The sequence below is a fragment of the Vibrio sp. 10N.222.54.A3 genome (assembly GCF_041474095.1).
GTDB classification, from domain to species: Bacteria; Pseudomonadota; Gammaproteobacteria; order Enterobacterales; family Vibrionaceae; genus Vibrio; species Vibrio crassostreae_C.
In genome coordinates this window covers 1-14,562 of record NZ_JBFRTN010000099.1, presented here as the reverse complement: position 1 = coordinate 14,562, position 14,562 = coordinate 1, and the positions used below count along the sequence as shown (strand labels likewise).

11 protein-coding genes are annotated in these 14,562 nt (G+C 45.6%); 3 read left to right on the top strand and 8 right to left on the bottom strand.

Going from position 1 to position 14,562, the window contains the following annotated elements; genetic code table 11:
• The first annotated feature begins 472 nt into the window (after positions 1-472).
• On the top strand, positions 473-1,120 hold the full coding sequence (gene lepB / locus AB4507_RS19210) for a signal peptidase I (protein ID WP_372183120.1): 648 nt from the start codon (positions 473-475) through the stop codon (positions 1,118-1,120).
• Positions 1,121-1,255: 135 nt separating this feature from the next.
• On the opposite strand, the gene cyoE is transcribed toward lepB, so the two are convergent.
• From cyoE to AB4507_RS19175, 7 genes are all read right to left on the bottom strand, one after another.
• On the bottom strand, positions 1,256-2,125 hold the full coding sequence (cyoE, locus tag AB4507_RS19205; protein ID WP_372183118.1) for a heme o synthase: 870 nt from the start codon (positions 2,123-2,125) through the stop codon (positions 1,256-1,258).
• A gap of 7 nt (positions 2,126-2,132) precedes the next feature.
• Complete coding sequence (gene cyoD, locus AB4507_RS19200) at positions 2,133-2,444, bottom strand: cytochrome o ubiquinol oxidase subunit IV (RefSeq protein ID WP_017066633.1); 312 nt, start codon at positions 2,442-2,444, stop codon at positions 2,133-2,135.
• The gene (gene cyoC / locus AB4507_RS19195; protein ID WP_080967339.1) at positions 2,444-3,079 is read right to left on the bottom strand and encodes a cytochrome o ubiquinol oxidase subunit III; all 636 of its coding nucleotides are present in this window, start codon (positions 3,077-3,079) and stop codon (positions 2,444-2,446) included. Before cyoC ends, cyoD begins: the two co-directional genes overlap by 1 nt.
• The gene (gene cyoB, locus AB4507_RS19190; protein ID WP_372183116.1) at positions 3,051-5,126 is read right to left on the bottom strand and encodes a cytochrome o ubiquinol oxidase subunit I; all 2,076 of its coding nucleotides are present in this window, start codon (positions 5,124-5,126) and stop codon (positions 3,051-3,053) included. The genes cyoC and cyoB overlap by 29 nt, the downstream gene beginning before the upstream one ends.
• A 5-nt stretch (positions 5,127-5,131) precedes the next feature.
• The gene (gene cyoA, locus AB4507_RS19185) at positions 5,132-6,028 is read right to left on the bottom strand and encodes a ubiquinol oxidase subunit II (RefSeq protein ID WP_081326284.1); all 897 of its coding nucleotides are present in this window, start codon (positions 6,026-6,028) and stop codon (positions 5,132-5,134) included.
• A 749-nt stretch (positions 6,029-6,777) separates the two neighbouring features.
• The gene (locus AB4507_RS19180) at positions 6,778-9,876 is read right to left on the bottom strand and encodes an efflux RND transporter permease subunit (protein ID WP_372183114.1); all 3,099 of its coding nucleotides are present in this window, start codon (positions 9,874-9,876) and stop codon (positions 6,778-6,780) included.
• 8 nt (positions 9,877-9,884) lie between these two features.
• Complete coding sequence (locus tag AB4507_RS19175; protein WP_372183112.1) at positions 9,885-11,000, bottom strand: efflux RND transporter periplasmic adaptor subunit; 1,116 nt, start codon at positions 10,998-11,000, stop codon at positions 9,885-9,887.
• Positions 11,001-11,236: 236 nt separating this feature from the next.
• Here AB4507_RS19175 and AB4507_RS19170 point away from each other — a divergent pair, with 236 nt between their 5' ends.
• Positions 11,237-11,851 carry a TetR/AcrR family transcriptional regulator gene (locus AB4507_RS19170; protein WP_004736309.1) on the top strand — a complete coding sequence of 205 codons (615 nt, stop codon included), beginning with the start codon at positions 11,237-11,239 and terminating at the stop codon, positions 11,849-11,851.
• Positions 11,852-11,945: 94 nt separating this feature from the next.
• Here AB4507_RS19170 and AB4507_RS19165 read toward each other — a convergent pair whose 3' ends face one another.
• Positions 11,946-12,464: a lipocalin family protein gene (locus tag AB4507_RS19165; RefSeq protein ID WP_017060193.1), complete on the bottom strand. Its 519-nt coding sequence runs from the start codon at positions 12,462-12,464 to the stop codon at positions 11,946-11,948.
• Positions 12,465-12,784: 320 nt separating this feature from the next.
• Between AB4507_RS19165 and AB4507_RS19160 the strand changes: the two genes are divergently transcribed.
• The gene (locus tag AB4507_RS19160) at positions 12,785-14,554 is read left to right on the top strand and encodes an amidohydrolase (protein ID WP_372183111.1); all 1,770 of its coding nucleotides are present in this window, start codon (positions 12,785-12,787) and stop codon (positions 14,552-14,554) included.
• Positions 14,555-14,562 lie beyond the last annotated feature (8 nt).

Genomic DNA, 14,562 nt, shown 5'->3' with positions numbered 1-14,562 from the left:
CTAATTTCCAGTTTTAGACAAAAAACGTCAGATTTTACTGCCACAATCTACACACTAAAATAATAAATTAGGCTTATCCGTGGTTAAAAAATTATTACAGATTTTTGTTGATGAACTTTATCGTCTCAACTATAAATCGACTAGCATTACACATCGTCTTCCATTTTATTGGTATCGACCATTTAAATTAATAAGCCGATTACTTGTTTTACCCATCATATTTCTATTTATGGTTTAATTGTAATGAACAAAAACTTATCAAAATTAGAATGGTCACTATTGGTGACAACAATTACTTTCATTAGTCTTAGTGTCTTCCTTTACTACTTCTTATGTAAGAACTTGTTTAATGGTGGATTCAACGATGTTCTTGAAATAATTGCTGTATTGGTGCTGACTTATGGCTCATTTGTTTTTGCAAACTATAGCGTAACATTATTGGCCGAGAAGTATTGCAGCCGTAGGGTTCAACATGAAGATCATTAAATGGGTAATCTCGGCATCAACTTCGCTAACATTCTGGATTTTCATACTATGTTACTACTTCTCTAACTCAATCAACGCCAACACTGGAGCAAGTATGGCGCCTACTTTTGAAGGTAAGTACTGGACTATGGTCAATGGTGTTCGTTTGGGTAGATACAATCCTGAACACGGTGATGTCATTCGGTTCCTGCACCCTCCAAAACACCGTTCTGAAAAAATCTCATTCAGAAAAAGAGTGATTGGTATACCAGGTGATACTGTTATATTAGATATGGGAAAACTTTATATCAATGGTATAAAGGCATCTCATGGAATAACGAATGAAGAAGATGGTTACATATATATAAACGAGAAAGTTGGTCTTCACGATTATAATGTAAGGTATTCGAAAGAAAAATCAAAATTATTAAAAAGTAATCTTACTTGGCACGTTCCAGAAGGTAAAATAATGGTATTAGGTGATAATCGTGATCACTCCTATGATTCAACCTTTGATAGTTTCGGATATGCAGACATTAATAATGTTAACGGTATCTATAACAAAGTGATACTCAACGTAGCAAACGGTAGCCGTAAGTTAAATTGTAATTTAAGAAGCTCATCTGATTACAACATCCTCAACAGAAATTGTTAAACATTGTGATGACAGATGTAAATTAACCGGGCTAACTTCAATAGCTAATTTTTAGATTATAAATAACGATAGTAGCTGTCTATTAATAATAGGTAACGCGGGGTATCCCACGTTACCTTTATTATTTATATGGGCTTACAGAAAGTGCAAAGGAATCAGCTCTAAACCCAGCACACCACTGATGCTCATTACCACCAGCAGAGAGACCTTGAAGACGGTCTTTGACCACTGGAGGTAGTTGAGGCAATCAACCTTACGAAACGTCACTTTAGTCCACATAAAACAGACTGCCGCCGACACAGCTAGGTATTCATAACCTACGTCTCCGAGTAGGAACAGCGCCAATGAGACTGCGCCAAACGCCACCACATAGGCTTTCATGTGTTTATGTGCTTTGTCGACGCCCTCTTTCACCGGTAACACGGGAATGCCTGCATCTCGATAATCTTGTATCCGGAACATCGCGATCGCGTACGAGTGTGGCATTTGCCATAAACAGAACATCACAAACAACAATACCGCTTCAAGGCTGATGTAATTAGTCACCGCCAAGTAACCCACCAATGGCGGAACTGCGCCCGAAATACTGCCGACTAAAGTGCCGTACACCGATGTACGCTTGTACCACATGGTGTAGAAAAAGACGTAAAACACATAGCCAAGCAACACCATGACCGCAGAGATCGGATTAGCGAACTGAAACAGCAACGCTGTGCCTGCCAACAACATAACTAACGCATAGATAAATGCGACGTCTGTGTTGATATTGCCCTGAACCAATTCACGGTTCTGGGTACGTTTCATTTTCTGGTCGATGTCTCGATCAAAGATGTTGTTCACAACACAACCTGATGCAATAACAAGTCCCACACCCGCTAATGTTGTCACTAACAACATCGCATTGGCTGGTTCTGTTTTTGCAGCGAGGAAGAACCCCGCCGCAACAGAAATCAGGTTGCCGAAAATGATGCCCGGTTTGGTGATAGACAGATATCTTTTCAGCATACCTAGCCTACAACTTCATGTTGACGTTCATGTTGTAGATGATCCACACCGAGCCAGCGATAAGAATCAATACAACAATGGCGGTAAACATCAATGACACCAAGTTCCAACGCCCATCGGGAGATTTCGCTTCCATGTGCAAGAAGTACTTAAAGTGGACAAAGATTTGCACCAGCGCACAGCCGAACAAGATCACGTAAGTTTCCGTACTTGGTAGCGCATGTGCCCACACAATGTAGAACGGAATAATGGTGAGAATTAGTGAAGCAATAAAGCCTTTCACGTAATCCGTTGCACCGCTGTCTAGATGCTGTTCCATTACATCACCCCCATTAAGTACACGATGGTAAATACACAAATCCAAACGATATCAAGGAAATGCCAGAACAAACTTAAGCACTGGAAACGCATCGACATGTTGTCGTTCAAGCCTTTGGTTGAAAGTTGGTGATACGCCACCGCCATCCAGATAAGACCGAACGTTACGTGCAAACCGTGTGTACCAACCAAGGTAAAGAACGCTGAAAGGAACGCACTCTCTTGAGGACCATAACCTTCTGCAATCAAGTGGTGGAACTCATACACTTCCATACAGATAAAGGCTAAGCCCAATACGAAAGTCACTTTGATCCATCGCTTCAGTCCGGTCACGTCTTTGCGCTTCATTGCAATCATGCCAAAACCAAAGGTGATGCTACTGAACAGCAGCATCATGGTTTCGACAAACACGAACGGCAGTTCAAAGATGTCTTTACCTGTCGGCCCTGCAATTGATCCACTCTCAAGCACGGCATACGTCGCGAAAAGCGTGGCAAACAGGACACAGTCACTCATCAAGTAAACCCAGAAGCCAAACAACTTATTCCCCGCAGCTTCGTGGTGATGATCATGCGAGTGTGCAAGATCATAAGTGTGTGACGGAGTATTAGCTTGCATACGTCGTCTCCAAGTCATCTTTTTTGTCGTTGTTATCAGTGTCAGCGCTGTTACCACGACCAGAATGGTCGCCTTTCACTGACTGTTTCTTCGCTTCTGCAAGCTGTGCACGTCGAGCCGCTTCAATCGCTTTGATCTCTTCAACTTCCACGTAGTAGTCCACATCGTCGTTGTAGCTGTGTTGAATACACGTCACCACGATGCCTACTAAGCTTGCAGCCGCTAGCCACCAGATGTACCAGATCATTGCGAAGCCAAATGCCAACGCCCATGCAGACACATAAATGCCTGTCGGTGTGTTCTTCGGCATGTGAATACGTTCGTATTCTTCTTCCTGAGTTGGATCAAACTCACCACTTTGCTTTTGATACCAGAACGAATCGATCTCATCGCCCTTAGGCAATTTTGCAAAGTTATAGAACGGTGGTGGTGACGATGTCGCCCATTCGAATGTACGTCCGCCCCAAGGGTCACCCGTTAGATCTCGGGTTTGGTCGCGGTCACGAACACTCACGTAAATCTGAACGAACTGACACACCACACCCATCGCAATCACGCCCGTACCTGCAGCCGCAACCGCCAATAGTGGGAAGAACTCAGGGTTAATGTCTTGGCTCAAACGACGCGTCATGCCCATAAAACCTAGAGCGTAAAGCGGCAAGAACGCCATCAAGAAGCCGATGATCCAGCAGTAGAACGCGCGTTTGCCCCAAAGCTCGTTCAAAGTGAAACCGGTCGCTTTCGGGAACCAGTAACCAATCGCAGCGAAACAACCGAACACTACGCCACCGATGATTACGTTGTGGAAATGCGCAATCAGGAATACTGAGTTATGCAGAATGAAGTCTGCACCCGGTACTGCCATTAACACGCCCGTCATACCACCAACGGTGAAGGTGATAAGGAAGCCAACTGTCCACAACATAGGTGTTGTGAAACGGATACGACCTTTGTACATGGTGAACAGCCAGTTGAAGATCTTAACCCCGGTCGGGATAGAGATAATCATGGTTGCGATGCCAAAGAAGGCATTCACATTGGCGCCTGAACCCATGGTAAAGAAGTGATGCAGCCAAACCACAAACGCTAAAATAGTGATAGCCACCGTCGCCCATACCAGTGAGGTATAACCAAACAGTTTTTTGCGAGAGAAGGTTGCAGTCACTTCAGAGAACACACCGAAGATAGGCAAGATTAGGATGTACACCTCAGGGTGTCCCCATGCCCAAATCAAGTTCACATACATCATCACGTTGCCACCAAGGTCGTTGGTGAAGAAGTGCGTGCCGATGTATCTATCCAACGTCAGAAGCGCGATGGTTACCGTTAGGATTGGGAAAGAGATGATGATCAGGATGTTGGCACACAGAGATGCCCAAGTGAATACTGGCATCTTCATCATTGGCATAGAGGGAGTACGCATGCGCAAAATGGTCGCAAAGAAGTTCACACCCGTTAGCGTAGTACCCACTCCGGATATTTGCAGCGCCCATATCCAATAATCGACCCCGACTCCCGGGCTCGCCTCAATACCAGACAGCGGCGGATACGCCAACCAACCCGTACGGCCAAACTCACCTAAGCCAAGCGACATGTTGGATAGGATAATACCCACCACAAATAGCCAGAAGCTCAAGTTATTCAGATAAGGGAATGCAACATCACGAGCACCGATTTGCAACGGCACGATGATGTTCATCAAACCGATAACCAAAGGCATCGCTACGAAGAAAATCATGATCACGCCGTGAGCCGTGAAGATCTGGTCGTAGTGATGTGGCGGCAAATAGCCCGTTTCACCGGCTGCAGAAAGCAATTGCTGGCTACGCATCATGACCGCATCAGCAAAGCCACGAACTAACATCACCATCGCGACCGCAATGTACATGAAGCCTAGTTTTTTGTGGTCTACAGACGTAAACCATTCATTCCATAGGTATTGCCACTTACCGGCTTTTGTTACCGCATACACCACTAAACTACCCACTAAAGCGATCATGGTTAAGGTGATCAAAATAATGGGTTCGTGGTAGGGAATTGAGTCTAGAGTTAATCTTCCAAACATGACGATTATCCTTGGGTTTCCGGCAAACAGTTCATTGAACCAGGGTGCTGGGTCACAACATCAGTGAATAGAAATGGTGGGATACTGGAGAACAGAGTCACAGGTTCAGCCACACTTGGCGCTGCCAATGAACGGAACTGCTCCCAATCTTCAATGCGATCAGGGCTTGCTTTCACTTTTTCCACCCAGTTTAGAAATGCCACTTGATCAGGCATCGCTGATGCAGTGAATTTCATCTGTGAGAAACCTTTGCCACTGTAGTTCGATGCAAAACCTTTGAAGTCACCCTCATGGTTAGCAATCAAGTTCAGCTTGGTCACCATTCCCGGCATCGCGTAGATCTGCGAACCAAGACGCGGGATAAAGAACGCGTTCATGATGTTGTCTGAAGTTAGCTTAAACGTCACCGGTACATCTTTCGGGAACGCAACATAGTTAACCGTCGCAATGTTTTGCTCCGGATAGATGAACAGCCACTTCCAGTCCAGAGAGACCACTTCGATCACCATAGGTTGCACATCACTTTCCAGAGGCTTGGAAGGCTCTAGTTCGTGTGTTGTTCGCCAAGTGATGGTGGCAAGAATCGCGATGATGATGATTGGAATCGTCCATACCACCACTTCGATCTTGGTTGAGTGTGCCCAGTCTGGTGCATACTCTTCCGTAGTATTGCTTTCGCGGTATCGGTAAGCAAAGTAGATGGTCATCAGAATTACTGGGATGACGACAATCAACATCAGCAACAGAGCCGTGATAATCAGCTCTTTTTCCTGAACGCCAACGCTACCTTTTGGGTCGAGCAATGCGGAGTTACATCCTTCGAGCATCAGAACGGTTCCTAGCAAACCAATCTTCGACAAATTTGTCCTCGATAAAATGCGTTTATATCTTGAAGCTTCCATTAACTTTCTCGATGGTTATCCAGCCTCAGAACGAACGTCTGAGTACTGGTTGTCATGATCATTAGAATATTTATGTGTTGAGCATGTGAAACGCCGCATCTCAAAAAGCAATGCAATAAGGTTCGTTACTGCTGGGTTAAAACCACACAGAAAACATGACTTAATTGTTACACTTTGAAATACATTGTTACATTCGGCGCATTATGAAGAGTTGAAATTGAAAGCTCACCAAACAAACTTGGAAACTAACCTTCCATTTATGAAGACGAAAACTAAGAAGCAGTAAGCGATTAAGACACACATCAATAGCGTGCTACACAGATGGAGCCAGTACTGACAAGGGATTTAGAAAAAGTAGATAAACACTCGCGCGTCACCACTGCTCAGAGCAAGTTCAAGGTACATTAGAAAGAGCGAATAAATAGAAGTGTGACGCCCATCAAGATTGTGAATTCACATACCATTTACAAGGTATTCACTGGTTAGATTATTCAAAATACCCACTCATTCACCAGCAAGATAACCAAGCATTCATCGATGTACTACTGTGACGAATTGAAAGAATATTATGACTAACAGAAAGGATAATTTGACTAATTGAGGGCGTAATAGCGGTAAAAAGCACAACAAAATGGTAGGAATTGGGGTGAATTTATCGAGAATAACAACACCATAATCGAGCCAGATACGGCTCGATTATGGGCAATTAAAGAGTAGCCAAATTGAAGAGACGTTAAATCGAAAAACAGTTATGCCGCTTGAGTAGTCATGGATTTTCGCTGATTTCGAGTCATCAAATGATAAACCACAGGCACAAAGTAGAATGAAATAAGCGTGGTTAATACGGTACCGCCCACAATCGCGACCGCAAACGGAGGCCAGAAACCACCGCCAGCGATGATCAACGGCATAAAGCCCCCCACCGTTGTGATCGTGGTTGAGCTGATATGACGAGTACACGACATCACCGCCTCAACGACTGCATCGACATTACCGGATGAAGCTTGTTCATCGAGTTTCAATTCCGTCAGAATCACGATGGCAGCGTTAATCGCTAAGCCCGCAATCCCGAGCATGGCGATGATCACCGTAAAGCCAAATGGATAACCGAAGATCCATACCGACAACAGCCCTAGTCCACCAGCCAACCCCGCCACCATGAAGATGATGCTACTCATTCGGAACGAGTTGAACGACATCACCACCACCAACACCATCAATACCACCACAACGGCGACATTCGAGATAAGGCTGTTAACTGAATTGTCACGCTCAGCGGATTCACCACCAAAACCAATCGTATAACCCGATGGCATCTGATAGCTTGCTAAGCGTTTCTGGAATTCATTAAGGACGGTTTGAGGTAAAACACCCGCTTCAATGTAACCTTCAATGGTGTTCACTCGTTGCCCGTTACGACGAGTAATCGCGCCGCGGCTAGTAGTTAATTCAAGTTCAGCCAGAGTCGAAACATTAATTCCCGTTGAGTACACCTCAGAGCTAATTGGCAAACGAATATTGCTTAAATGCGCTAGGTTTTCACGCGCTTCATCCGCGACACGAACACGGATTGGTACCGACTCACTGCCTTCAATCACAGAGCCACTTTCACGACCTGTCAGCGTAGTTTGCAGCATACCTGCGAACTGGTTCAATGAAATACCGTTCAGCTTTGCGGTGTCTTCATCGACCTTCAACCACACCTTAGGTGTACCCGGTTGCAGCGTTTCCCTTGTGTGCGTCACATGAGGAACACCCGCCAAAATCAATCGCACATCCTCACCAATCGCTTTCAACGTATCGAGGTTTTCACCATACACTCGCAGTTCAACGGGCGCGGTAAATGGAGGCCCTTGGTTAAGCTTACGTACCAAGATTTGTGCTTCCGGCACCTCTTCATCCAACACCTTTTGCAACTGTGGAATTAGCGCATTGGCTTGGTCAAAGTTCTCTGTTTTCACCATGGCTTGCGAGAAGTACGGCGCGTTATTTTGCCTTGCTTGCAGATTGTAATAGAAGGATGGGAAGTTTGCGCCCACTAGCCAATCGATACGCTCCACTTCAAGGTAACGATGAATAATATCGTCAATTTTTTCAGATGTGTTTTTGGTGGCGTAAATGCTCGCTTGCGGCGGCATGTAAACCTGAATCTCAAACATGTCTCGGTCTGATGGCGGGAAGAATTGCTCAGTCAGCTGAGACATACTCCAGTAACCGGTAAACGGAACCAACAACACCAAAGCAATCGTGATAATTGGATGCGTGACACCAAAGCGGACAGAAGACGAGAACCAGCGCGTCAAAGCCGGGATTCTTAAGCCGGTCATGTACCAATGGTGCTGTCCTTTCTTGTCGACATCACTGAGTTGTTTCGGCAGTAGCTTAGTCGCTAAGCCTGCGATTAAGGTGTGCGAGATGATGTAAGAGCCGATCAATGAGAAAGAAACGGTAATCGCAATACCACCGACGAACTCACCCGATGCACCCGGCATCAAGATAATCGGGGCAAACGCCAACACGGTAGTTAAAGTTGAGCCTAATAACGGCACCCATAAATGCTTCAATGCATTCATGGTCGCTTCTGCTCGTTGTTGCCCTTTCAAACGATAAGCTTGAATGGTATCGACCATCACCACCGCGTTATCAACCATGATCCCGAGCGCCACAATTAGGCCTGTCACCGACATTTGGTTAATCGGCACACCGGTCATTTTCATGAACGACAGGGTCAATAATGAGGTTAACGGCAGAGAAATGGCGACTAAGATCGCGGCACGCACGCCTAAAGTGACAAACAGAACAATCAAGATCAGACCGAAACCGATCATCAAGCTTTTACCTAAATCGTCTAAGCGAGTTTCGGTATAACCTTGCTGATTAAAGAGCACGGTCACCTTAACGTTACTTGGTAACTCTTGCTCAAATTTACCAATCAGAGCATTAGCTCGCGACGTCCAATTATCAACTCGCAGATCAGGATGCATTCTTGCCGCGACAATCACACCCGGCTCACCATCAATAATGGCAATCTGGTCTTGTGGGGTTTTCTCACCACGTTTCACAGAAGCAATGTCTTCCATGCGGATGATGTGACCGTTGCTGTCGGTGGCTATTGGCACCTGTTTAATACGTTCAATGGAATCAAGCTCAGACTTAATCTCTAAGCCAAAGCGAGAATAAGCACTGACCAATTCACCGGCAGAGTTTTTGGCGTCCGCCCCTTCTAGCGACTCAGCAATATTAGCACTTGATCGCCCTAGAGCAGCGGCATCGGCCGTACGCAAACTGATTTGAATCTCTTCTTGTGGCATACCATATTCATCAACGAATTCGGTACCCGACAAAGTTCTTAGTCGCTTAGCGAGTTCTTTGGCATAACGCCCAAGTGTTAATCGGTCAGGCTCGCCTGAACCAGACCAGGTTAGAGATGCGATGGTTGTGAAAGCATAGGTATGGTCGCTATCGAGATCGGGAGAATGAGAGCCCGCAGGCAAAATGGATTCGATGTCAGATAACTTGTCGCGAGCTTGAGACCAAACCGGCTCAGGCTCGGTGATGGTGTCATTCAATTCTAAGGTGACAATAGACACGCCCGGCCTTGAGGTTGAGCTCACGAGTTTAACTTCACTCAGCTCACGCAGCTTGTTCTCGATAACCTCAGTAACTAAGGTTTCAACACGCTCGGCACTGGCGCCGGGGAAACTGGTAGTAATGTTCGCGTAACGGTTGATGATTACTGGATCTTCTGCACGTGGCAACGTCATGAACGCAGAAATACCACTCACCATCAGCAGTGCGGTCATTAAGATAAGCAGTCGAGTGTTGGAAATAGTCTCTATGATTTTCATGCTATTTCCTATTCAGCAGTAACGCTAGCTGGCTTTACGGTTTGTCCTGGCACTAAACGATGTAAGCCACTGGCAATCACTTGTTCACCGTCTTCAATCGCCCCACTCACGTACGCTTGTTGATTGTTGGCAAACAACACCTGAACACTTCTACGTTCAACCTTGTTGTCTTCACCAATCACAAAGATGTTCCACACACCGCGTAGGCCGTCAATCAAACCCGTTAATGGCACCCAGTAGCCTTGGTCATCAATCTGTTCATCAAATTTAAGGTAGGCAAGTTGCCCTTCCAATACCGATGATTGTTCAGGGAATAGGTAACGCAAACCAACACTGCGAGATTGGGTGTCGACCATTGCGCCGGGATTCAATAGCTCCACGGCATAATCTGTTCTCCCAACTCGGATGTTAGGCGAAGAAAGTGAGGTGACTTTTTGCATTTGGTGAGCAGGAATACCGATGAAGGCCTCTTTGCCCTCAGAAGCGAGCAGTGTAAGAGTTGGATTACCCACATTCACCACATCTCCGAGCGAAACAAAGCGCGTCGCGATGGTTCCAGAATAAGGCGCAAGCACTGTCGACTTCACCAATTTCAGTTCATTGCCTTTTACCGATGCATCGATGCGCAACAAGTTCGCCTGCAATACGCGTTGCTCACTGGTGAGAGAATCAATCTCCGCTTCGGCACTGAAGCCTTTCGCTTTCAATGAACGTTGACGTTTAAGGTTCGCTGCCACCAAACTCAATTGAGCTTTGACTTCTTCAGCCTGCGCTTTCAGTTGGCTAGACTCGGTTTCCAAAAGTTGGGTATCCAGTCTGATCAACGGCTGACCCGTTGTGACTGTGTCACCGACATCCACCAGAATCTCGTTTACTTTTCCGGCCAACTCGAAACCTAAATTGGCCTGTTGACCCGCCTTAACCACACCGACATATTCGCGTTGTACTGCATAAGAGGAAGACAGCGCCAAGGCCATCGTTTCCACGGTTAAAATAGTTTGGACGCTCGATGCCGTTTCAGAGGTTGAATCAACCGACTCTTGGGCTTGTTCCTTTTCGCCACATCCAACAAGAAAAGCCGACAACGCCACTGCTACTGCGCTTCCCTTCATCAATTTATACATACTTCCTGTTCCTATGCGGTACTCAATTATGTTCTTTTTTTAGACTAACCAAACCAAACTAGACTGTCTAGTTTGATTATGTTAAAAATAAGTTTCATGGTTAATGTTTGATAAAACCATCACAAAAAGCATAATGCTTAGCGCCAAATGAGACACCTATAGCGGAGTATCAATAGGCACTAAGCAAAGAGACAAGCTAGGTAACGACCCAACACCAAGTAACGAGAAGCAAGCACGTGACAAAAATCATCAAGAGTGAACAGAAGAGATCGCAGATCTTAACCGCAGCCAGCCAACTTTTCTCTGAACATGGCTTCAAGATCAATATGGATCAGATAGCCAAAGCAGCGAACGTTTCTAAGCAAACGGTCTACTCTCACTTTAAAAACAAAGACGAACTTTTCGAAACCTGCATGCAAACCAAGTGTGCGGAGCGAGAACTCAGTCCTGCTGCCTTTGATATGGATGCTGCGGTGGGTGATGAGTTGGTGAAATTTGGTGTGAAGTTTCAGGATTTATTACTTGATGAACAATCTAGACAAACCTTTCAAAATGCCATTAGCCAAGCGAATACGCATCCAGAGATCGCCTCTATCTATTTAGAAACTGGGCCACAAAAAACCACCAAATTACTTGCTGATTATTTGCAGTCGAAAATAGACTCTGGTGATCTCACACTGTCGACATCAAGCTCGCCAGTCATTGCAGCACGCCAACTGTTGCTGATGTTTCACGGCAAATCGGCGTATTGGGGATTCTTCGGACACGACAGCGGAGAATCTGAAGAAGAAAGACTTCACTACACTCGCGAATGTGTCGCGCTATTCTTGAACGGCAACCAGCCTCGTTAATTGTAGCTCTATCTTTGAATAAAAAAGGCACAGAGAAATTCATCCTCTGTGCCTTATCAATCATCAGTCACTCTCAGCAATAACAGCGATCGGTTTATTGGGTATGTTCCACAACGATCAGCTCATCGGTATTGAAGCCACGCTCTTTCGACATGGCTTTAAACTTCTCCATCACTTCTGGTGCGACTTCAGGCGTTCTTGCGAGTAGCCATAAGTAATCAGTGTCGGGCCCAGAAACAAACGCGTATTGGTAGCCCTCTTTGTCTAATTCAAACACGACATAAGCGCCGTAGAAAGGGCCAAAGAAAGACACTTTCAAATAGCCTTGTTCAGAGCCCTCAACGAAGTACGCTTTTCCTTCCGCTTCGTTCCACTCACCTTCTTCCGCCGAATAACCACGGTTAATCACCTTCACGCCGCCATCATCACGAAGGCTGTATTCAGCGCTGATGTTGTCTAAGCCACGCTCAAACGAGTGATCCAAACGAGCCACTTCGTACCATTTCCCTAGGTATCGTTCCAACTCAAACTGTTGAACAGGCTTTACCGTTTCGGGCATGCCAACACAACCACCCAATAAGATCACGCTAAGCAGCAATAATATTTTTTTCATCCTAACCTCGACTTGTTTTTATTAGTAATGCGAGTAAGTCTCTTGAAAACATAAACTTACATCCTTGGTAATACGTTAAATCCATTTTTATAGCTCACTTAACTGTAATTTATTCAGAACCTTATGTGAATTGTTTAGTCTGCGAATGGATTCGCAATCCTTTATTGACGAGCTGTATTCCCACAACCACCTCAAAAGGCACTGGAATTACATTCAAACAAGAGAGCAACCAAGGACACTTTATTATTAAAAATTCACGATATGATTCTCGCCACTCGCTTTCTATACTTACTAAACCGTGGAACATGGAAGACATAATAATGAATAACAAGCTCACTCTGCCACGTACTGCATGGATAGCATTACTCACAAGCTTATCGGCCGTAGCGCCGGTGCTTGCACAAGCCAACACCGTTGTCCAAGCGCAAACAGCAGTTCAAACACAAACACCAGTTCAAGCGCAAACATCTGTTCATAACCAAAGTGCTGACCAGATCTTTATCAATGCTGATATATACGGGCATCGTGAGTCGGACTCGATCGTTACCCACAAAGGCAAGATCATCTTCATTGGTAACCAATCACAGGCGCAAACTTTTCAAGGGCAAAGCACTTATGTCATTGATTTAGACAATGCCTTTGTCCTTCCGGGATTTATTGATAACCATAACCATGTGTTTGAAGCCGCCTCAGAGCTGGGTGGCAATTGTGAACTCGACTCTGAAGCAACGTTAGAAGAGCAAATCCCCTACTTAGAAGCGTGTAAGATCAATGCTGATACCGATGGCAGAGGTTGGCTTATGGGCTATGGTTTTTCTTTGGAAGCGACGCTCGATAGCGACTCTGACTACACGCCACTAGAGATCATCGACAGTGTCTTCCCTAATCGCCCCGTGGTGCTTATGGAGCAGACTTCACACTCGATGTGGGTCAACTCAAAAGCACTAAAAATCGCTCGAATCAGCCAACAATCTCCAGACCCACAAGGCGGTGTTTATTTAAAAGACCAAGACAGCAGCAAGCTCAATGGCATCTTGCTAGACAATGCTGGCGATCAAGTGATGGAGATGGCTTGGAATAGCCAAAGTGAACTGTTTGAGCAAAGCTACCAAGGCTTAATGTTCGGGCTTGAGGAAGCGGCAACCCACGGCATCACCACCATTGGCGACGGTCGCATGTATTGGAAACGAGGTTGGTATGACGTTTGGCTAGAGGCCGAGCAAAATCAAGACTTAACGGCGCGAGTATCGCTACGCCCTTGGGTGTACCCATCGATGGTGATGTCTTCTCAATTAGAAGTCTTTGAGAAAATGCATTCCGACGATAAAAGCCATCTGTTACTTGTCGATCAGGTGAAAATGTACAGTGATGGCATCTTTATCAATGGCACCGCCAAAACACTCGCGCCCTACTTAGATACTTATCTACCCCAGTCTCCTAATGGCTTGAACTATATTCCGCCAGAACAAATGAAAGAATGGTTAACTGCGCTCGAGAAAATCGGCTTTAGCGCCCACATTCATGCGATTGGTGATGGAGCGGTTCGTGAATCTCTTGATGCGATAGAAAGTATTCGCAAACAAGGTTCAACCAAACCCTACACCCTAACCCATGTCGAATTAATCAATGATGAAGATGTGCCACGCTTTCGCCAGTTAGATGTAACTGCAGATTTCCAAGTTGGCCCTGATTACGTTGCAAGGCATCAACACCAATGGGCTGAAGCTTTCCTAGGTGCTCGCCGTGCTAAAGCCATGATGAACCTCGATGCAATACTCAAGACCGACGCGAATATCACCTTAAGCAGTGACTGGAACGTACACGACATCAACCCTTTAGTCGGCATCGCGAACAGCTTAATCATGGGCCAAACCGGCCTAACCGATATCTACACAGCCATCGACGCTTACACGCTCAATGCCGCCAAAAGTCTTGGAATTGAAGATGTAACAGGTTCTATTGAGGTAGGCAAATCCGCTGACTTCGCCATTCTCGACCGCGACATCACCACAGTATCAGCAAGACAAATCGCTAAGACTCAAGTGTTGATGACGGTGTTACGCGGGGATGTGGTTTACGAAATCGAGTAGGAGGAGGC